The sequence below is a fragment of the Sorangium sp. So ce176 genome, from assembly GCF_051519835.1.
In the GTDB taxonomy this organism is placed as follows: Bacteria; Myxococcota_A; Polyangia; order Polyangiales; family Polyangiaceae; genus Sorangium; species Sorangium cellulosum_G.
This window is the reverse complement of record NZ_CP150371.1, coordinates 8,541,372-8,561,292: the sequence shown is the minus strand read 5'-3', so window position 1 is coordinate 8,561,292 and position 19,921 is coordinate 8,541,372. Positions and strand designations below refer to the sequence as shown.

The following is a 19,921-nucleotide window of genomic DNA, read 5'->3' as shown; positions in this document are numbered from 1 at the left end:
GGCGCCGTCCGAAGGCGCGCGCTCGCCGGCGCGCGACCCGCCGCGCCGGCGCCGGAGCGCCGTCCTTCAGGGGGCGAGCGCGCCGTCAATCGTCGTCGTCGGCCTTGCACTCCGGCTTCGGGCAGCGACCTTGCACGATGTCGCGGCACGTCTGGTTGCGCTTCGCGTCGTCCGTCTCTTCGAGCGCGCTGTAGATCAGCTGCAGGCGGCACTCGAACGAGCCCTCCTCCTTGAACGGCTTGCACGCATTGAAGATGGGCGGCGCGTCCGCGGCCAGGCACAGGAGCATGCAGCTCTCGAGGCTCGTCAGCGCGAGCGTCTCGGGGCACAGCGCCGTGTAGAGGGCGCAGACCGCCTCGCACCGCCCGACGCACCCGTCGGCGTCCGCGGGGCCGAGCAGCCCGCTGGCGGTGCAGGCCGCAGGATCGCCCGCCGTGACCGCGCGGCACGCGGCGTACTCCGCGGGCGACGGCATCGCCTCGCAGGCAGCGCAGCACGTCTCGGCCGACGGGTACTGCGGCGTGAGCTCGCAGGCATCGATCGACAGGGCGCAGTGCGTCGAGCAAGCGGCGACCTCGCAGGGGCCTGTCTCCTCCGGCGGAGGCGGCGTGACCTCGGTTCCCTGGCTCGCCTCGCCCTCTCCGGCGTCGATCTCTCCGCCGTCCAGGCTCGGGGGGCTGCCGCCCTCGCCCTCAGCGCCGGGCAGCGGGGCGATGAGCTGGCACCCCGCGACCGACGCGGCGAAGAGGCACAGCGCTGCGATCCGCGTCGTCATAACGTCCCCTGTACGCCGATGTAGCCGGGCCCGACGGCCCACGTGACGCTCGAGGCCGGCCCCGTCGAGGTCTCCAGGCCCAGGGCGAGCCCCCCGACGGCCGCGCCCGCGATCGCAAGGCCGAACCCCACGTTCGAGACCCAGCCGAGCGTGTTCGCGCCGCCCCGCGCGTCGCCCGAGCAGCGCGCGGTGCCCTGCCGGCACGCCTCGGTGAGGTCGCTCCTCGCGTTCAGGTAGGCCACGCCCGCGCCGAGCCCCACCGCGAGGCCGGCGCCCGAGGCAACGAACCCGCCGATGACCCACGGGCTGGCGCCGCCGCCGTCCGGGGTGGACACCCGCGTGAGGGCCATGTCCAGCGTCGTGACCTCCCCCTCGGGGACGTAGACCCGCTGCCGGGCGCCGACGTAGCCCTCGGCCTCGACCTCGACCCAGTGGTTGCCCGGGTCGATCGGGGATCCCTCGGCCGAGGCCTTCATCGGCTGGCCGTCGACCCGGAGCCTCGCGCTGGCCGGGCCGGGCGCGATCGTCACCCGGAGCCGCGGGATGCGCTCGTCGAGCTCGTCGCGAAGGGCCTCGGCCCGGCGCCGCGCCTGCATGAACGGCCAGGGCTCCCCCGGGGTCGCGCGCGACGCGGCGATCGTCGACGCGAGCTCGCGCGCCTCGCTGAGCCGCCCGATGGCCGTCAGCGTCTTCGCCACCTCGATGGAGGTCGTGGGCACGCGGACGAGCCGCTCGGCGCGCTGGTAGGCGCGGAGCGCCTCGGCATACCGCTTCTGGGCGAAGAACTCGTCGCCCGCGTACACGAGCTCGCGGGCCTCGCTCCGCGCCTTCTCGTCGGCGTCGCCGCCGCCGGTCTCCGGCGCCTGGGCGGCGAGCGCCGGCGCGGCCGCGAGGATCAGGCCGGCGAGCAGCAGCAGCGTCCTGGGCCCGGGGTGCATGGCTCTCCTCTGTCAGAAGCCGAGATCGCGGCGCACCCTGCGGTTCGCGACCTTCTTGACCGGCGGCGCAGCGGGGCTGGCGAGCGCAGCCTGGGCGGCGGGCGTGCCCGGGACGACGGCGGGCGTCGCGGATGCGGCGGGCGTCGCGGATGCGGCGGGCGTCGCGGATGCGGCGGGCGTCGCGGATGCGGCGGGCGTCGCGGATGCGGCGGACGCCTCGGGCTGCGGCGCTCTGGCCTGGGCCGCGGGCCGCGGCGCGGGCGTGGCGCACTGGGCCGCGGGCTCGGCGGCCGGCGGGGCCGCGGGCTCCGCGGGGTCGCTCCCGATCATGGAGAGCGTCGTGCTCTGCGCCGCCGGCGCCGTCCGGGCCACGCCGGAGACGCCCGCCCAGGCCAGCGTGCTGACGCCCATGACGGCGGCCGCGGCCATGGCCCAGGTGCGCGCGCGCGCCAGCTTCCGCGGCGAGCCGTCGCCGAGCGTGCCGAACGGCAGCAGCGTCGTCACGAGCGACGAGAAGCCCTCGACCGAGGCGAGCGCCTCGCGCGGCGGCATGATCTCGGTCTCGCCGGCGGCCCGCGGGCCCTGCGGGGCGGCGAGGGCGGCGTCGAGCGCGTCGAGGACGGCGCGGGCGCTCTGGGCGCGGCGCGCCGGGTCCGGCTCGAGCAGCGAGAGGACCCAGGCGTCGATCGCGGGCGGGAGCCCCGGGGCGAGCCGGGACGGCGGCGGGGGCGGCCCGCGGTCGATGGCGACAGCGACAGCCGCGATGGTGGCGCCGTTGAAGGGGGTCTTCCCGGTCAGGCAGAAGTAGGCCACGACGCCGAGGGCCCAGAGGTCGCTGTGCGGTCCGACCCGCGCTCCGCCCGCCATCTGCTCCGGCGACATGAAGTGCGGGGTCCCCATGATGGCGCCCGTGACGGTGAGCCGCTCGGCCTCCTCGACGGTGTTCTTGGCGATGCCGAAGTCGAGCACCTTCACGAAGGGCTCCCGCTCGCCTTCCACGAGGAAGATGTTCTCGGGCTTGATGTCGCGGTGGACGATGCCCGCCTCGTGGGCCCTGGCCAGCGCCGCGCCGAGCTGGCGCAGGATGCACACCGCCTCGCTCAGCGAGAGGCGCCCGCGGCGCTCCACGAGGTCGTGCAGCGTCTGCCCTTCGAGGTGCTCCATCACGATGTAGGGGACACCCTGATCGGTGAACCCGACGTCGAACACGCGCACGACGTGCGGGCTCTGGATCCGGGCGGCCGCCTCGGCCTCGCGGTGGAGGCGCACGACGGCGAGCGGGTGATCGACGTACATGTCGCGGAGGAATTTCACCGCGACCTGGGTCTTGAGCGCTGTGTGCTCGGCGAGCCAGACGCTCCCCATCCCGCCCTGGCCGAGCGCGCGGATGAGCCGGAGCTGGGAGCCCACCTGCATTCCCGGCAGGGGCCCGCGCTCCGAGCTCGACGGCACGGTGTGGCAGGTTGCCTCAGCCGGGGCGATCAGGCGCGGCGACAGCCGGGTGGCCTCGCCCATTCCTACCGTCTTGCTCATGCCGGAGCCGGCTTGCATGCGGCGAGCCAGCGTCCGGATTCGATGGATAGGCGGCCATGAGCTGGAGTCGCCGTGGCGCATCGTGGCGTGCGGCCGCGCTGCACAGATCCCGCGTGACAGTTCGCTACACGCACGATGGCCGCGGCGGGCGCTCGTCGCGGCGCGCGCTGCTCCCACGTACGGCCGCTGTCGTCGCGGGTTGCGGGCGCGCCGCATCGTGAGGGCGATGACGTCGCTCGAACCAGCGGCGGCGCCAGCAGGTTTCCGTCGTTGACCCCAGCGCTGAACGGATGGGGGTCGCGCTGTATTTCCGCGCGAGAGCGCCAGAGCGGCGCCCGTGTTTCAACAGCGCATCGCGAGGCCCTCCGGTGCGCGAGCCTCGCTGCGGGGCGCCGCTGGCAGCGCCGAGCTCGCGATGTGGAGAGAGCGAGGCGACGGACATGCATTCGAGCGCGGCGTCGCCGCCGACGACAACGCGCCACGCCTGTGTGCCATTGCCGACGTCAACGATCCTGCGGAGCGCTGCGCACCCCGGCGAGGTCGAGCGCGGAGTCGAGGACACCGGCGCGGCGCGGCGATCGCGCGCCTCGATGACGGGTCGGATCGAGGCGATCGCGGGGCGCTTCACGGCTCAGGCCGCCGCGCGAGCGGGCGAGCGTCTGCGGCGCGCGAGCGCGACGAAGGTCTTGTGCTGCGCGCTCGAAGCCAGCAGTCTAGGCCGCGCGATGCAGCCTCTCCACCTCTGGTTCCTGGCGGGCGTCGGCCTCCTCGCCGCGGCGTGCGACGCCCGTCCCGCGGAGGCGCCGAAGCCTGTCGTCCTTCCCCCCGTCGCGCCGGGCGAGCTCCGCAGCCCGGAGGCGTTCGCGTCGATCCAGGACAACGACGCGCGCGCGGCCTCGATCTTCCTCGAGGCGAGCAAGGTGCTCTTGCACCCGCGCTGCGTGAACTGCCATCCGCACGACGGCGTCCCGCGCCAGGGCGACAGCGGCGAGCGCCACAGCCCGCCGGCCGAGCGCGGGCCGCGCGATCGCGGGGTGGCAGCGATGGAGTGCACGTCGTGCCACCAGGTGCAGAACCTCGAGCTCGCGCGCGTGCCCGGCGCGCCCGGCTGGCACCTCGCGCCGGCGGAGATGGCGTGGCTCGGCAGGTCGCCGGCCGCGATCTGCGCGCAGATCAAGGATCCGGCGCGCAACGGCAAGAAGACGCTCGCGCAGATCGTCGAGCACTCCGCGCGCGACGCGCTCGTGGCGTGGGGGTGGGCGCCCGGCCACGGCCGCACGAAGGCGCCCGGCACGCAGGCGCAGTTCGGCGCGCTCGTCGATGCGTGGGTGAAGGCGGGTGCCGCGTGCCCGCCCGAGGAGGCCCGTCCATGATCATCCTGAAGGTGAACGGCGCCGAGCTGAAGCTCGACGTGGATCCCGAGATGCCGCTCCTCTGGGTGCTGCGCGACGTGCTCGGCCTCACGGGGACGAAGTACGGTTGCGGTCAGGCGCTCTGCGGGGCGTGCGTCGTGCACCTCGACGGCGAGACGGTGCGCGCGTGCGTGACGCCGGTGAAGCGCGCCGCGGGCGGCTCGGTGACGACCATCGAGGGGCTCAGCCCGGGCGGCGATCACCCGCTCCAGCGCGCGTGGGTGGAGCTCGGCGTCCCGCAGTGCGGCTTCTGCCAATCGGGACAGATCATGAGCGCGGCCGCGCTCCTGCGGAAGAACCCGCGGCCCTCGAACGAGGACATCGACAGGTCGCTCGCCGGCAACATCTGCCGGTGCGGGACGTACACGCGCATCCGGGCGGCGGTCCGCAAGGCCGCCGGCCTCCCCACGGAGTGAAGATGGAACAGCAACGCGTCGTCCTCCTCCGCCGCTCTTTCCTCGCGGGGCTCGGGCTCGCTGTCTCCGGGCTCGCGCTCGGGCTCGCCGACGATGCCGAGGCCGCGCCCGCCGCGCCCGCGGGCGCGCCGGCGGAGCCCGGGCTCCGGACCGGGGTGTTCCTGCACCTCGCGCCCGACGGCACGGCGTCGATCGTCTGCCACCGGTCCGAGATGGGGCAGGGGATCCGCAGCTCGCTGCCGGTGCTGATCGCCGACGAGCTCGGCGCCGACATGGCGCGGGTGAAGATCGTGCAAGGCGACGGCGACAAGGCCTACGGCGATCAGAACACCGACGGATCGCGCAGCGTGCGCAACGGCTACGAGCCGATGCGGCGCGTGGGCGCGACGGCGCGGGCGATGCTCGTCGCGGTCGCCGCGAAGAGGTGGCGGGTGCCCGCCGCCGAGTGCGTCGCCGAGCAGCACGCGGTCCACCACGCGAAGACGAAGCGCTCGCTGGACTTCCGCGAGCTCGTGGCCGACGCGGCGAAGCTCCCGGTGCCCGACGAGAAGACTGTCGCGCTCCGCCCGGTGGCGGAGCTCAAGCGCGTCGGCGGCATGCTGCCGCTGCTCGACGGGCCGGCGATCGTGACGGGCAAGGCCCAGTTCGGCGCGGACGTGCGGCTGCCGGGCATGCTCACCGCGGTGATCGCGCGCCCGCCGGTCGTGGGCGGCAAGGTCGTGCGGTACGACGGCGCGCGCGCGCTGGCCGTGCCGGGCGTGAAGAAGCTCGTGGATCTGCCGGGGCCGAAGGGCGGCGCTGTCGGGTTCCAGCCGCTCGGCGGCGTGGCGGTCGTGGCGGACTCGACGTGGGCGGCGATGCGCGGCCGGGCGGCGCTGCACGTCACGTGGGATCACGGCGCGAACGCGGCGTACGACTCGGCGAGCTACCGCGAGGCGCTGCTGTCGGCTGTGCGCGCGCCGGGCAAGGTCGTGCGGAAGGTCGGCGACGTGGACGCGGCGTTCAAGGCGGCGGCGCGCACGATCGAGGCCGAGTACTACGTGCCGCACCTGGCGCACGCGGCGATGGAGCCGCCGTCGGCGGTGGCGAAGGTCGACGCGAAGGGGTGCGAGGTGTGGGCGCCGACGCAGAACCCGCAGGCGGCGCGCACCGAGGTGGCGCGGGCGCTTGGCCTCGACGAGGCGAACGTCACGGTGCACGTGACGCTGCTCGGCGGCGGCTTCGGGCGGAAGTCGAAGCCGGACTACTGCGCCGAGGCGGCGCTGCTCGCGCGGGCCATGGGCGCGCCGGTGCGCGTGCAGTGGACGCGCGAGGACGACGTGCAGAGCGGCTACTTCCACAGCGTGAGCGCGCAGCACCTCAGGGCGGGGCTCGACGCGGCCGGCAAGGTGACGGCGTGGCAGCACCGGACGGCGTTCCCGCCGATCCCGTCGACGTTCGACGCGAAGGCGAAGACCCCGAGCGAGGGCGAGCTCGGCCTCGGCGTGCTCGACCTGGCGCTCTCGGCCCCGAACGTCCGCGTCGAGGCGTGCGACGCGCCGGCGCACGTCCGGATCGGCTGGCTCCGGTCGGTCTGCAACATCTTCCACGCCTTCGCCGTGCAGAGCTTCATCGACGAGATCGCGCACGCGCGGCAGGCGGATCCGCGCGAGGTGCTGCTCGAGGTGCTCGGCCCGGCGCGGCGGGCGACGCCGGCGGAGCTCGGCGTGGACAAGGTCCCCAACTACGGGGCGCCGATCGAGCAGCACCCGGTCGACGTGGGCCGCCTGCGGCACGTGATCGACCGGGTGACGGAGCTGTCGGGGTGGGACGCCGCGCGCAAGGCGGGGCGCGCGGTGGGGCTCGCCGCGCACCGGAGCTTCCTCACGTACGTGGCCGTTGTCGCCGCGGTCTCGAAGGACGCGCTCGGCAAGGTGAAGGTCGACGAGGTGTGGCTCGTCGCGGACCCGGGCACGGTGATCAACCTGGATCGGGTGCGCTCGCAGATGGAGGGCGCTGTCGTGTTCGGGATGAGCGTCGCGCTCCACGGCGCGATCACGGTGAAGGGCGGCGCGGTCGAGCAGACGAACTTCCGCGACTACCCGGTGGTGCGGAGCCCGGAGGTGCCGCAGCGGATCCACGTGGAGATCGTGAAGAGCGACGCGCCGCCCGGGGGCGTCGGGGAGCCGGGGGTGCCGCCGGTGGCGCCCGCGATAGCGAACGCTGTGTTCGCCTTGACGAAGACGCGCGCGCGGGAGCTGCCGCTGCGGCGCCTGGGATTGTGACGGGGGCGGCCGCAGCGGACCCCTTCTCGTGAAACGGCCCCGCCGCGGGCTCGGTCACAGCACCTGAAGACTTCCTGGATCACCGCCTCGGTGTTCCGACGCCCCCGGTGCAAGGCCCGGCGCTCTCCGGCGCCTGCGTGCCGTTCCGGAAGGCCCGCAGGAACTGGTCGATACGCGCGTCCTCCGTCGAAAGGAGGTGCAACTGGCGGCCCCACGCCGACGCGACCACAGGCGCGGGCAGATTGGCATAGGGGCTCACGAGCACGTAGGGCTGTCCTCTGGCCAGCGCGCGCAGCGTATCGATCTCGTGTTTGGGCAGGTCCGGCCGGTAGGTGATCCACACGGCGCCATGTTCCATCGAGTGAACGGCGTGCTCGTTGAGAACGGGGGCGTCATAAAAGCCGCAGTTCTGCCATTCCGGCGCGTGGTCTCCACCCACGGGCGGGTTCTGCTTGTATACGACCGGCCCCCGGACCTCGTTGCGCTGTGGCACCGCGAACCTCTTCACGCCGCGAGGGGGCGAGGTATCCAGGGACCGGACCTGCGGTGCCCAGAGAAGGCCTATGACGCCGAAGAGCGCCGCGACGGCCGCCGCTCCGGCGGGGCGACGTATCGGTTTGGATTTGCTCCAGTTCCAGATGCTCTTGAGGTAGCCCCCGATGATACTGTAGAACATGTACATGCCCCCGAACGCCATCAACGCCAGCAGGAGCATGTTCAAGCTCGATACGACCATCACCGCGAAGGTGCCCTCGCCCCAGGCGATCGAGAAGAGCCTCATCTGGTAGACCAGTGAAAACCATGTTGTCTTGAGGAGACGGGGCAGGTACTCGACCAGGGAGAAAGAGAGCAGCGCCAGGAAGGGGACGACCAGGAGGGTGTAAACGATGAATACCCGTCTGACCCAGGGCTTCAGCGGCGGAAGCCGGCTCACGCCGGGCTTCAACCGCGGGAACAGGCTCGCCACAAACGGCCCCATCTGCGAGAAGAAGTCCGGAATGCCCGTGATGTCGGCGAGCGCCCAGTAGCCGTCCATCCGCACGTACGGTAAGAGCTGGTGGCCAATATTCCCGTTGATCAGCACCACCACCACCAACAGGAACTCCTGCCTGGTGACCAGGTAAACCGCCATGATGCCCATGGCGAAGATCAGGTGGAAGTAGAAGCCTCCGAGGTCGGTCCGCACGCGGGCCACGCGGCTGAGCCGGTAGCTGTCGCTCACGTCGGTGTAGAACGCAGGGTAAACGAGATACAGTCCTACGCCCATCCCACGTGCCTTACCGCCGCCGTACCGCAGCGCGGAAGCATGACCGAACTCGTGGAAGACGCTTGACACGACCATGACGCCCATCACGATGAGCAACGCCCAGGGCCGGTAGAAAAGATCGAGAAAGCTGCCAGCCACCCCGTGGACGAAGTACAGCCAGCCGTGGGTGATCGCTGCCGCTACCAGGACCGGGATCAAGATCGGCCGGGCATAAAGCACCTGCAGCGCGGCGGCGATAGGCTCGATGCCGTGTGGGCCGATCACCTGCTTGCGGAACTTGAGCCGGAGCGACGACCGGGGCTCTCCATTGCCGGGGACGCCTCCGCGCGGCGCGACAGCCCCAGCCGCGGGAGCCATGAGCCCTGACGGGACGAGCTTGGTCTGGATGAGCTCGCGCACGTTGTCGGCTGTCACCAGCCAGGGGGTCGACGCAGTGACACGCTCGGCGATCGCTTCATGCGTGCGCTGGCCGTCGGCGCATTCAGCGATGCGGTAGAGCAGCTCCGTGAGCTGGATGAACTGGCCGTCACGTTGGACAAGCCACTGCCGATCCTTGAAGCCGGTGCCCTTCATCTCACCGATGAGCTCGACGCTCGGCGCGAGTCGAGGGCGCTCGTGCGCGTGTATCAAGGCGGTATGCTGGTCTGCGGTGCCCGACGCAGCACGCTCGGCGTCACCGTCTTGGCATGAGAGTACGCCCATGTCGGTCATCGTCATGTCCTCTCCAACGCGGCGAACGGCGTGCCGGACGTGAGCCCGACACGCCACGCTCGGATCAGACCATCGGCGATCGCCCGGGAGGGCTCGTCCGAGCGTGCGTCATCGAACTCCAAAGCCGAGAGTGGCGTGGCGGACCTGAGCCCGCCACGCCACTCCCGAATCGATCCGTCGGCGAACGCCCAGGAGCTCTCCTCCTGGGCGTGTGCTACTTCAGTGCGGCTCGCTCTCGTGCCCGGGCTTCTTCTTCTCCTCCTCCTCGACCTCCTGGTCAGTGTCCGCGTCGGCCATGCAGTCTTGGTAGGCCTTATCAGCATCGGCCTCGGAATAATCTGCATAGAGGACCAGGGCAACGGCGAGCTGATTACAGATGGTGGCCGCGAGAGTGACCGCGGCGTTCGAGCCGTTATTGGCCGTTGCCGTCCCGGTCTGCATGATGGTTCCCGACTGGGAAATGCTAATCGTATCCATCATCTCGCGCTCGGGCAGCATCAGCGCGGCCTGGTTCACGAGGTCCTCGGAGCGAAGCGGCATCTTGTTGGTGATCATTCGAACCCTCCGTTGGTATTTGGTACTGCGTACCGAAACTGTTGAACGAGCACTCACAGCCTCATGGGCTGTGGAGGTAACTGACTTCGATTGGCGGGGTTTGCACGTGCTGGGCCAGCGGCGCGATTGGCCTTTGCCGGTTGTTGTGAAGCAGTGTCGCGACGGATCTGACCAGGCACGGTGCTCCGGCCTCGGCGCATCATTCCGGGGGACGAGCCGTTCGGTTCGACTCGTCATCAACGGTCCTCGTCAGACCCCGTCGTAACTCCCGCGGGCATCGAAGAGCAGTTCAGACGTACCTGGGCGGCAGGTCGCACGCCAGCCGAGTCGCTGCAAATCCCGAAGAATCCGCAGTATGGAGATCGTTGAGTACATGCTCGACGGAATTGGTCGTGCGCGCATCGGAAACAAAGTGCTGACTCGAACGGATCCACGCGGCCGCCGGGACGAACGGGAGTGCAGCGAGGGCACCGTAAACATCCTACACGCCGGTCGATTCTGGGTTGTCCAGGTTCGCCCCTTTTAGAAAGTTTGAGCTCGTGCCCGACAACATCGTCGGTGCCAGGGACATATTCAGCTCACCTGAGAGATCCGGTATGCACGATGTTCTATATTGGACGCGAGCAGTGCGTGCGCAGTAAGGAGCCCGTACTCTTGCACATGTGTAGTTTGGGATCGTGGTCTGCGATACGTTCTAGATAGCCGTCGCGCCACGGCTTCGGCCGAGGCGCAGGTGCAGTGCAGATGTCGGCTCCGGCCGAGGCGCAGGGGCAGTGCAGACATCGAGGGCCGTTCAGCTCAGATATCGAGACCCGTTGTGGGCGCTGACCGCCCTAGTAGGGCGGTAGGCGGACGCCGTGGCGCAACGCTTCCCCTGATCGGCTCAGTGGTTCGGCGGGATGAACAGATCGTGGAGGGGCGTTGTTCCACTGGGCCGGCGCGGACGAACCCCTGCCACGGAAAACCGCGATCCGGGCCCGATCACGCCGCCTACGCCAAGGACGGGGTGGCGCGCGACATGGTACGGGTCATGGAGGTGCTCGGCGCACCCGCCCGGCGGGGGTGGCGCGCCTGGGGCTGTGCCGGAGCTCGGGCAGGGCGGCGCGCCCGCGGCTACGACGTCCCCTCTTTGCCCTGCTGATAGATATCCTTGACGTTGATCTCCATGAACGTGTCCGGCTTCCCGAGCGGCGTGAAGCCGTACTGCCGGTAGAGCCCGTGCGCGTCCGCGGTGGCGAGCAGCGTCCGCCGCAGCCGGAGGCGGCCGAGGGCCTCGGTGACGTGGGCGATGAGCGCCTTGCCGTAGCCCTTTCCCTGCTCCTCCTGGACGATGAACACGTCGGCCAGGTACGCGAACGTCGCGTGGTCGGTGATCACCCGGGCGAACCCGATCTGCGCTCCTGCCTTGTAGACGCCGAAGCAGAGCGAGCCGCGGATGGCCCGCTCGACGACCTCGCGGGGGATGCCCTTGCACCAGTAGGCCGACGCGAGGACGGCGTGGATCCGATCGAGGTCGAGGAGAGATTTGTCGGACGAGATGACGATGTCTTCGCTTGCCTGGTGCTCCACTGCGGCGATCCTCCGTTCCGCGGACATGCTGGGCGATCCTGGGTCCCTGGCGGCTTCTCCAGCGACCCCTGTGTTCGTCGCGCTCCGGGAGGCCACTCGTCGACGCGCCGGCCGGCGTCAAGCGCGGATCGCCGGGCGCAGGGTCCTGCGGCGCCCGTGGTCCTGCGCGCGCCCGTGGACGACGCCCTCGCCGGCGTGCGAGGTTGCCCGCGAGCACCAGGGAGGAAGCATGCTCACGCTCCTCGGGGTCGCGGTCGTGGTCGTCGGCTTCGTCGCCCGGCTGAATCCGCTTCTCGTCGTCGCCGCGGCGGCCCTCGTGACCAGCCTCTCGGCGGGGATGAGCCCGATCCAGGGGATCTCCGCCCTGGGCAAGGCGTTCAACGACAACCGCTATGTCAGCCTTGTCTGGCTGGTCCTGCCGGTCATCGGCCTCCTGGAGCGCTCGGGCCTCCAGGAGCGGGCGCGCGCGCTTGTAGCGCGGGTGAGGACCGCCACGACCGGGCGGCTCCTGCTTGTGTATTTCATGATACGGCAGCTCAGCGCGGCCCTCGGCCTGACCTCGCTGGGCGGCCACGCGCAGATGGTCCGCCCGCTGATCGCGCCCATGGCCGAGGGCGCGGCGGAGAACCGGTACGGGCCGCTGCCGGACAGGACGCGCTGGCTGATCCGCGCCTCCGCGGCGGCGGCCGACAACGTGGCGCTGTTCTTCGGAGAGGACATCTTCCTCGCCATCTCGTCGATCCTGCTCATCAAGGGGTTTCTCGAGCAGAACGGGATCCTTGTCGAGCCGCTCCAGGTGTCGATCTGGGCCATCCCCACGGCGGTCCTGGCGCTCCTCATCCACGGGACACGGCTCCTCCTGCTCGACCGGCGGCTCCGGCGCGAGCTCGCCCGCGTCTCCCACGCAGCCCACGCAGCCCACGCAGCCCACGAAGGTGCCGGGGACGCGCGCGAATGATCACGCTCGATTTCGGCTATGCCGCGGGAGGGCTGTTCTTCGCGGCGTCGGCGCTCCTGGGCGCGGCCGACAGCGAGAACCAGAAGCGCTGGAAGAACGCCCTGTTCTGGGGCCTCCTGGCGACGAGCTTCCTCTTCGGCCCGCGCCTCGGGGATCTCGGCAACGGGGTGCTCGTGATCGCGCTCGTGCTCCTGGCCGGCCTCGGGGGCCTGGGGCAGGGTCGCCCCGCCACGACGACGCGCGAGGAGCGGCTCGCCAGCGCCGAGCGGCGCGGAGACCGCCTCTTCGTCCCGGCGCTGATCGTCCCGGCGACCGCCCTCCTGGGCACGCTGGTCCTCCGGCGGATCGAGATCCTCGGGACCCCGCTGCTCGACCCGGGGCAGGCCACGCTGATCTCGCTCGCCCTCGGCGTGGTGCTGGCGCTCGCGGCGTCCGTGGCGTGGCTGCGCCCCCCGCTGCTCGCTCCGCTCCAGGAAGGCCGGCGGCTGCTCGACACGGTGGGCTGGGCGGCGATCCTGCCCCAGATGCTGGCCGCGCTCGGCGTCGTGTTCGCGGCGGCCGGCGTCGGCGACGTTGTCGGGAACCTGGCCGGGGGCGTGATCCCGCCCGGCAGCCGGTTCGCCGCGGTGGCGGCCTACACCGTGGGCATGGCGGTGTTCACCGTGATCATGGGCAACGCGTTCGCGGCGTTCCCGGTCATGACCGCCGCGGTGGGGCTGCCCCTGCTCGTGCGCCGCTTCGGCGGCGATCCGGCGATCGTGTGCGCCATCGGCATGCTGTCCGGCTTCTGTGGGACGCTGATGACCCCCATGGCCGCGAACTTCAACGTCGTGCCCGCGGCGCTGCTCGGGCTGCCCGATCGCGACGGCGTGATCAAGGCGCAGCTCCCCACCGCGCTGCTCCTGCTGGTCGGGAACACGCTCCTCCTGTACCTGCTCGCCTTTCCACGCTGATTCCACGCTGATCCCGCGCCGAGGTCCCATGACGCACGCCCTGACCCCCGAGATCGCCTCGCAGCTCGCCGCCATCGCCCTCGGGCACGTGACGCGGGAGTACCCGCACAAGCTCGATCACGTCATGGCCGGCCCCGAGGACGTGAAGGGCCCGCGCGAGCTGCACCCCCTCTTTCACGGCAGCTTCGACTGGCACTCGTGCGTGCACGGCCACTGGCTCCTCGCGCGGACCCTCCGCCTCTTCCCCGGCGGGCCGGGCGCCGCGCAGGTGCGCGCGCTGCTCGAAGCACAGCTCACGGGCGAGAAGGTCGCCGCCGAGCTGACCTATCTCCAGCGGCCGTCCAGCCGCGGCTTCGAGCGGCCATACGGGTGGGCGTGGCTGCTCCTGCTCGCGGCCGAGCTCGCGCGGTACGACACCGAGGAAGGTCGCCGGTGGTCGGCGGCGCTGGCCCCGCTCGGCGACGCGTTCGCCGAGCGCTTCCTCGAGTTCCTGCCCCGGGCCACGTACCCGGTCCGCGCCGGCGCGCACACGAACACCGCCTTCGCCCTGGCGCTCGCGCTCGAGTACGCCGCCGTGAAGGGCGACGCGCGGCTGTCGCGGCGCTGCGCCGAGGCCGCGCGGGCGTGGTACGGCCGCGACGAGGACTGCCAGGCGTGGGAGCCCTCGCAGGACGACTTCCTCTCGCCCGCGCTCACGGAGGCCGAGTGCATGCGGCGCGTCCTGCCCGGGCCGGAGTTCCGCGGCTGGTTCGCGCGGTTCTTGCCGCGCGCGGCGCAGGGCGAGCCGGCCACGCTGTTCCTGCCCGCGACGGTCAGCGACAGGAGCGACGGCAAGATCGCCCACCTCGACGGGCTCAACCTGAGCCGCGCCTGGTGCTGGCGCTCGCTCGCGGCCGCGCTGCCCGGGGGAGATCCCGTCCGCGCCCGCGCGCTCGACGCCGCCGCGCGGCACCTCGACGCCAGCCTGCCGCACATCGCGGGCGACTACATGGGCGAGCACTGGCTCGCGAGCTTCGCCCTGCTCGCACTGAGCGATGGCGCGGACTGACGTCCGCTGCAAGGTCTAGACTGTGGAGCGGGAGACGGGATTTGAACCCGCGACGTCAACCTTGGCAAGGTTGCACTCTACCACTGAGTTACTCCCGCGAACTGCGCGGCGGAGGAGTACCAACCGGCGTCGCCTTAGTCAAGCGCTGACGTGCGAGATCGCGGCGCTTGCTCCGGCACGAGGAGCTCGGCGCCGGCGCGCCCCGCGATCCGCGGCAGCCCTCGCGCGCGGACGTCCGTGCGGGGCGAGGCGGGGACGTTGACGGTGGAGATCGTCGCCGGTAGCGTCGGTGCGGCCATGAGCGCGCTGGACGAGCTCGCCCTCGCGCTGGGCGACGGCCTGGTCACCGACAGGGATGTGATCGAGGGGTATCGCCACGATCAGGCGATCTGGGCGACCGGCGGCTGGCCGCGCGCGGTGGCGCGGCCGTCGTCGACGGCGGAGGTGCAGGCGCTGGCGCGGTGGGCGACGCGGCACCGCGTCGCGCTGGTGCCGCGCGGCGCCGGGACCGGGGTGGCGGGCGGGGCGACCGCCGGCGACGGGTGCGTGGTGGTGAGCTTCGAGCGCATGAACCGGATCGTCGCGATCGACGAGGCGGCGATGCTCGCGGTCGTCCAGCCGGGGGTGCTCAACGGCGATCTCAAGGCCGCCGTGCGCGAGCGGGGGCTGTGGTACCCGCCCGACCCGTCGAGCTACGCCATCTCGACGATCGGCGGCAACGTCGCCACCAACGCCGGCGGGCTGTGCTGCGTGAAGTACGGCGTCACGGCCGATTACGTGCTCGGCCTGGAGGCCGTCCTCGCGGACGGGACGGTGGTCCGCACCGGCGGCCGCAGCCGCAAGGACGTCGCGGGCTACGACCTGACGCGGCTCCTCGTCGGCTCCGAGGGCACCCTGGCGATGATCACCGAGGTCACGCTGCGCCTGCGGCGGCGGCCCCCGCCGTCGACAACGCTCGTCGCGACGTTCGCGTCGCTCGAGGCCTCGGGGAGGGCGGTCGCGGCGATCGTCCGGTCGGTGGACGCCTCGCTGCTCGAGATCATGGACCGCACGAGCCTCCGCGCGGTCGAGGCCCACGCGCGGCTCGAGCTCGACACCGAGGCTGCGGCGATGCTGATCGCGCAGAGCGACGCGCCCGGCTCCGCCGAGCTGACCCGGATGCAGGAGGCCTGCGAGGAGGCCGGCGCGACGATGGTCGCCGCCACCGAGGACGAGGGCGAGGGGCAGATGCTGCTCACGGCGCGCCGCCTCGCGCTGACGGCGCTCCAGCGGCTCGGCACGGTGCTCGTCGACGACGTCGCGGTGCCGCTGCCGCTCTTGCCGGAGATGTTCCGGCGCATCGAGGCGATCGTCGCCGCGTCGGAGACCATGGTCGGCACGGTGGCGCACGCCGGCGACGGCAACCTGCACCCGCTGGTCGTCTTCGATCGCGCCGACGCCGCCGCCGAGGCGCGCGCGGTCGCGGCCTTCGAGGCGGTGATGGCGCAGGCGCTGGAGCTCGGCGGCACGATCACCGGGGAGCACGGCGTCGGCACGCTCAAGCGCGGCTTCCTGGCCCGCCAGCTCGGCGCGGCGTCGCTCGAGCTGCACCACCGCATCAAGGACGCCTTCGACCCGGCGGGACTCCTGAACCCGGGGAAGGTGGTCGCGCCGCCCGGCAAACGCTGAGGCGGCCTGCGCCGAGCCGACGCCGCCGCGCCTGCATGCCCCGTCGAGCGCGGGCAGATGCCCCGGCCGCGGCCGGGCGAGCCGCCACGCCATCATGAAGGCGTCTGTGCGGGGGTTCGCGGCGAATCGGGATGGCGTTGCGTCAATCGTGGGATCGCCGGCGCGCGTGGCGAGAACGTCGCGCCGCGCCTGAAGCGGCCCTGTCACCGGATCGCGTGGTGGCGCGACGCATCCCGGAATCGGGTCATCGATGCTCGTTATGTGACTTCAATCGATGATGCAGATCGCTTGACCGTCGTTGGTGCTCCAATATAGTCACCGAGACGGTCAGGCGGAACACAATGGTGTCCGTCGGGCCGCGGGGGCACACGACCGCAGCAGCGCGCGGGCTGTGGAGGTGTGCGTCGTCCATGCGTCATCCACCATCAAGGAGGCTCGAATGAAGCAGTTGATTCAGCGGATCGCCCAGGATCATCTCTGGAATCAGTGGGTCGCGGCCAACTCGGCCGGTGAGCCGGCGCGCGCCGGCGGCGTGGCCAGGAAGGCCGGCTGCATCTCGAGGAAGGCCGGCTGCATCTCGAGGAAGGCCGGCTGCATCTCGAAGAAGGCTGGCTGCATCAGCTAGCAGGGTCGTCCGGGCTCGCGAGCGAGGCGGAGACCCCACCGATTCTGCTGGTGGTCTCCCGCCTCGCTCGCGGCCGCCCGGGCCATGGGTGCAACGCTTTTGATGGCCTGCTCGGCCGTCCTCCTGGACTCGACCATGGACGCCCATCGACACACGCTCGCCGAGATGATCGATCAGGTCAGGGACATCCCCATCTACCGCCGGTCGATCGAGGAGGGCTCCTTTCCCATCCTCGAGAAGCCGGAGATCGCAAGAGGCTTTCCGGACAACTGGATGACCCCGCGGCTCGCCGAGGCGCTGAGGGCCGGCGAGGCGGAGTTCGTCCTGTCGACCGGGACCAACCACGCGCGGATGCAGATCATCCGGCCGCCCTTCTTCCTGCTCAGGTCGTATTACCGGCTGTGGAGCGAGCACCCCGACGTCGCCGTCACGTGGCAGCAGGGCTGCCAGCGCGTCTCGATCACCACGGTGCTGGCGACCGAGCACGTGGCGCGGCTCAACGCGAAGAGGCGCGGCGCCGAGGCGCCGGCGCTCCCGGGCCTGCCGGCGCTGCCGAGCATGGACGAGCGTCGGCTCGACGCGCGCACGCTCTACCTGAACCTGCGGCTCGACCCGGCGCTCTGGGACCGCGGCGACGTCGATCGCATGCTCGATGAGATGACCGCCGTCCAGCAGGCGCATCCGCGGGGCTTGTACCACCTCGACTGCGACAGCCTCCACCTCGCGCATCTCGTGCGAAAGGCGCAGGCCTGGGGGGCGTGGCCCCGCTTTCCGAGGCCGGCGAGCATCATTCACGCCTACGAGTTCACGCCGAGGAACGTGCGGCGGTTCCTGCAGCAGCACTTCGAGTGTCCGGTCATCGACCTGTTCGGGAGCACCGAGCTGGGATACATGTACTACAGCGATCGTGACGGGCGGTACTGGCCCTACCTCGACAGGATGCACCTGGAGCTGATCCCGGTCGCGGAGGGCAGCTCGATCCACAGCATCATCGTCTCGAGCGTGCGCAACCCGTACATGCCCCTGATCCGGTATCGATCGGGCGACTGCGCCGAGACGGTCGATGGCTCCCCCGACCCGCTCCGGATCCGCCGGTTCTGCGGGCGCGAGCGAGAGCTCTTGTGGATCGAGCGCGGGGGCGCGATCTCCCAGGCCCACCTCGACGACTGGATCGCCGCCGCCGCGCCGTCCATCTTCCTCTATCAGCTTCACCCGAAGGGCACCCGGCAGGCGCGGCTCCTGTACACGACCTTCGACGACGGGCCCATCGACCCGGCCGCGGCGCGCGCGCTGCGCCAGCAGATCCTGGAGGGCGCCGGGCTCGATTGCGCCCTAGAGCACCGCGCGCACATCGCGATCGGCAAATCCGGCAAGTATGCGTGGTTGAACCAGGACGGCGAGACGACGGAGCGAGGTGGCCAGTGACGACCGAAGAACCGAGGGTGACGACCGACGCGCTGAAGGCGCTGCTCGATGAGGCGCTCTTCTCCGGCGTTGTGCGGCACTTCGCGCAGACCACCGGCGAGGAGCCCGCGTTCGTCGAACGCCAGGTCATCGAGTGCCTCAGGTACCTGTACCTGATCTCGCGCCACCCGGAGCCGCTTGTAGGGCTGTTCTTGCCCGTGGAGCAGGCGATCGACGAGATATGGCATTACCTGATCCTGCAGACCCGGGAGTACCGCGAGCTCTGCGAGGAGCGCCTGCCGGGGCGCTTCTTCATCCATCACCGCAGCCTGCCGTACGAGGACTACCAGGAGACGCAGCCGAGCCGGGAGCAGGCGATCGAGGAGGCGCTGCGCTGGATACCCCTGTACAGCGAGGCGTTCGGCCCCTTCGACGAGGGCGCGCTGCCGCACTGGACGATGGTGCGGTTCCTCCACCAGCACCTCGGCCTCTCCCTCGACGCCATCGCGGCGGTCGGCGCGGACGACAAGGCCGCGCGGCCCGACGCGGAGCCGGTCCGTTGATCCGCCGGGCCCTGCGGGCTGCGCCGGCCACGTCGATCAACACGCTGGTCCTGCTGCTGTGTCAGGTCCTCGGGATCGCGGGCGTGGTCGCGATCCAGTTCGCCGGCAGCCTGGTGGGCGAGCGGCTCGCGATGGACATGCGGCTCGCGACCCTGCCGGTGGCCGTGCTGGTGCTGTCGTCGGCCCTGGGCACCTGGCCGGCGAGCCAGATGATGCGCCGCTTCGGGCGCAGGCCCTGCTTCATCGCCGCGGCGCTGCTGTCCGCCGGCTGCCTGTCGCTCGCGGCGCGGGCGGTGGAGCTGTCGGATCTATGGCTCTTCTGCGCGGCTGTCTGCGGCGTCGGCCTGCAAGGCGCCTTCGTGCAGCAGTATCGGTTCGCGATCCTGGAAGGGCAGCCGAGCGGCAGGGCGCCGCGCCTGCTGACCATGATCCAGCTCGCCAGCGCCGCCGGCATCGTCCCCGGCGTCTCGCTCTTCGGCCTGCTGGAGGGGCGGACGTCCAGCTACATGCCGTGCGCCCTGATGATCCTGGCGGGGCTCCAGGCGCTGGCGGCCCTCGCGTTCGTGGCGTACCGGCCGCAGGAGGCGCTCGTCGCCGAGGCCTCGGCCGCGCCCGACGCGCGCGCCCGCGCGCTGTACTGGCCGATGGTGGCCATGGGCGCCGGCGCCTTCCTGGTGATGAGCCTGATCATGGTGCCGACGCCCTTGCAGATGTGCGGCGTCGAGCGGACCTCGGTGCAGGAGGCGAGCTGGGTCATCCAGGCGCACCTGCTGAGCATGTACCTGCCTTCGCTCTCGGTGGGCGCCCTGCTGAAGCGGGCGTCGATCGCGCAGCTCCAGGGGCTGGGGCTGCTGTTCCTGCTCGTGGGGTTCCTCGTGAGCTGGCTCCCGGGCTTCGGAGGGCACCTTGTCGGGCTGGCGCTGGTCGGGGTCGGGTGGTGTTACGTGTTCGTGACAGCGACGACGCTCGTCGCGCGCAGCCGCCCGGGTCCGGAGCGCTTTCGCGCGCAGGGCGTCAATGACCTGTGCGTGTTCGCTGCCAGCGGCGTCGCGTCGCTCACGTCCGGAGCCCTCCTGTCGGCGCTCGGATGGAGCGGCCTGCTCACCCTCGGCCTGGCGCTCGTCCTGGGCTTGATGGCGCTCGCCTGGGACGTCCACCGCGCCTGAGGTCCGGCGGCGGCGCGCGACGCGGCGCGCCGCGACACGAATCTTCTCGGGGATCGCGCGGGGCGCGGGGCGCCCGGGCGCACACCCATGTGCAGA

Annotated in this window: 17 protein-coding genes and 1 tRNA gene; 11 read left to right on the top strand and 7 right to left on the bottom strand. The window is 71.5% G+C overall.

Features of this window, described 5'->3' with window-relative positions; genetic code table 11:
- Nucleotides 1-85 precede the first annotated feature (85 nt).
- From WMF42_RS32290 to WMF42_RS32280, 3 genes are read right to left on the bottom strand one after another with little or no spacing between them, the layout of a single operon-like run.
- The gene (locus WMF42_RS32290) at nucleotides 86-775 is read right to left on the bottom strand and encodes a hypothetical protein (protein ID WP_061606595.1); all 690 of its coding nucleotides are present in this window, start codon (nucleotides 773-775) and stop codon (nucleotides 86-88) included.
- The gene (locus WMF42_RS32285; RefSeq protein WP_437686664.1) at nucleotides 772-1,713 is read right to left on the bottom strand and encodes a PEGA domain-containing protein; all 942 of its coding nucleotides are present in this window, start codon (nucleotides 1,711-1,713) and stop codon (nucleotides 772-774) included. The genes WMF42_RS32290 and WMF42_RS32285 overlap by 4 nt, the downstream gene beginning before the upstream one ends.
- A gap of 12 nt (nucleotides 1,714-1,725) precedes the next feature.
- Entirely contained in the window at nucleotides 1,726-3,246 is a 1,521-nt protein-coding gene (locus tag WMF42_RS32280) for a serine/threonine-protein kinase (RefSeq protein WP_437686662.1), read from the bottom strand.
- Nucleotides 3,247-3,971: 725 nt separating this feature from the next.
- On the opposite strand from WMF42_RS32280, the gene WMF42_RS32275 reads away from it, so the two are divergent.
- From WMF42_RS32275 to WMF42_RS32265, 3 genes are read left to right on the top strand one after another with little or no spacing between them, the layout of a single operon-like run.
- Nucleotides 3,972-4,619, top strand: coding sequence for a hypothetical protein (locus WMF42_RS32275; protein WP_061608499.1), 648 nt, complete (start codon nucleotides 3,972-3,974; stop codon nucleotides 4,617-4,619).
- A complete protein-coding gene (locus tag WMF42_RS32270; protein ID WP_061608491.1) occupies nucleotides 4,616-5,074 on the top strand; it encodes a (2Fe-2S)-binding protein in 459 nt (152 codons plus the stop codon). Before WMF42_RS32275 ends, WMF42_RS32270 begins: the two co-directional genes overlap by 4 nt.
- Before the next feature lie 2 nt (nucleotides 5,075-5,076).
- Entirely contained in the window at nucleotides 5,077-7,338 is a 2,262-nt protein-coding gene (locus WMF42_RS32265) for a molybdopterin cofactor-binding domain-containing protein (protein WP_437686659.1), read from the top strand.
- A 79-nt stretch (nucleotides 7,339-7,417) separates the two neighbouring features.
- On the opposite strand, the gene WMF42_RS32260 is transcribed toward WMF42_RS32265, so the two are convergent.
- From WMF42_RS32260 to WMF42_RS32250, 3 genes are all read right to left on the bottom strand, one after another.
- Entirely contained in the window at nucleotides 7,418-9,322 is a 1,905-nt protein-coding gene (locus WMF42_RS32260; RefSeq protein ID WP_437686657.1) for a DUF3105 domain-containing protein, read from the bottom strand.
- Nucleotides 9,323-9,535: 213 nt separating this feature from the next.
- Nucleotides 9,536-9,871: a hypothetical protein gene (locus tag WMF42_RS32255; protein ID WP_437686655.1), complete on the bottom strand. Its 336-nt coding sequence runs from the start codon at nucleotides 9,869-9,871 to the stop codon at nucleotides 9,536-9,538.
- A gap of 1,113 nt (nucleotides 9,872-10,984) precedes the next feature.
- The gene (locus tag WMF42_RS32250; RefSeq protein WP_437686654.1) at nucleotides 10,985-11,440 is read right to left on the bottom strand and encodes a GNAT family N-acetyltransferase; all 456 of its coding nucleotides are present in this window, start codon (nucleotides 11,438-11,440) and stop codon (nucleotides 10,985-10,987) included.
- A gap of 229 nt (nucleotides 11,441-11,669) precedes the next feature.
- Here WMF42_RS32250 and WMF42_RS32245 point away from each other — a divergent pair, with 229 nt between their 5' ends.
- The 3 genes from WMF42_RS32245 to WMF42_RS32235 are packed head-to-tail and all read left to right on the top strand — an operon-like array spanning nucleotide 11,670 to nucleotide 14,399.
- Nucleotides 11,670-12,398, top strand: a complete 729-nt coding sequence (locus WMF42_RS32245) for a DUF969 domain-containing protein (protein ID WP_437686652.1) — start codon at nucleotides 11,670-11,672, stop codon at nucleotides 12,396-12,398.
- Nucleotides 12,395-13,351, top strand: coding sequence for a DUF979 domain-containing protein (locus WMF42_RS32240; RefSeq protein WP_061608443.1), 957 nt, complete (start codon nucleotides 12,395-12,397; stop codon nucleotides 13,349-13,351). Before WMF42_RS32245 ends, WMF42_RS32240 begins: the two co-directional genes overlap by 4 nt.
- Nucleotides 13,352-13,379: 28 nt before the next feature.
- On the top strand, nucleotides 13,380-14,399 hold the full coding sequence (locus WMF42_RS32235) for a DUF2891 domain-containing protein (RefSeq protein ID WP_437686650.1): 1,020 nt from the start codon (nucleotides 13,380-13,382) through the stop codon (nucleotides 14,397-14,399).
- A 23-nt stretch (nucleotides 14,400-14,422) separates the two neighbouring features.
- Here WMF42_RS32235 and WMF42_RS32230 read toward each other — a convergent pair.
- Nucleotides 14,423-14,497 (bottom strand) — tRNA-Gly (locus tag WMF42_RS32230).
- A 199-nt stretch (nucleotides 14,498-14,696) separates the two neighbouring features.
- On the opposite strand from WMF42_RS32230, the gene WMF42_RS32225 reads away from it, so the two are divergent.
- From WMF42_RS32225 to WMF42_RS32205, 5 genes are all read left to right on the top strand, one after another.
- Nucleotides 14,697-16,067 carry an FAD-binding oxidoreductase gene (locus tag WMF42_RS32225; RefSeq protein ID WP_437686649.1) on the top strand — a complete coding sequence of 457 codons (1,371 nt, stop codon included), beginning with the start codon at nucleotides 14,697-14,699 and terminating at the stop codon, nucleotides 16,065-16,067.
- A gap of 439 nt (nucleotides 16,068-16,506) precedes the next feature.
- Nucleotides 16,507-16,692, top strand: a complete 186-nt coding sequence (locus tag WMF42_RS32220) for a hypothetical protein (protein ID WP_437686647.1) — start codon at nucleotides 16,507-16,509, stop codon at nucleotides 16,690-16,692.
- Between the two features lie 135 nt (nucleotides 16,693-16,827).
- Complete coding sequence (locus WMF42_RS32215) at nucleotides 16,828-18,117, top strand: hypothetical protein (protein WP_437686645.1); 1,290 nt, start codon at nucleotides 16,828-16,830, stop codon at nucleotides 18,115-18,117.
- Nucleotides 18,114-18,659 carry a glycine-rich domain-containing protein gene (locus WMF42_RS32210; protein WP_061608440.1) on the top strand — a complete coding sequence of 182 codons (546 nt, stop codon included), beginning with the start codon at nucleotides 18,114-18,116 and terminating at the stop codon, nucleotides 18,657-18,659. Before WMF42_RS32215 ends, WMF42_RS32210 begins: the two co-directional genes overlap by 4 nt.
- Nucleotides 18,656-19,825 carry an MFS transporter gene (locus WMF42_RS32205; RefSeq protein ID WP_434042422.1) on the top strand — a complete coding sequence of 390 codons (1,170 nt, stop codon included), beginning with the start codon at nucleotides 18,656-18,658 and terminating at the stop codon, nucleotides 19,823-19,825. Before WMF42_RS32210 ends, WMF42_RS32205 begins: the two co-directional genes overlap by 4 nt.
- Nucleotides 19,826-19,921: the final 96 nt, after the last annotated feature.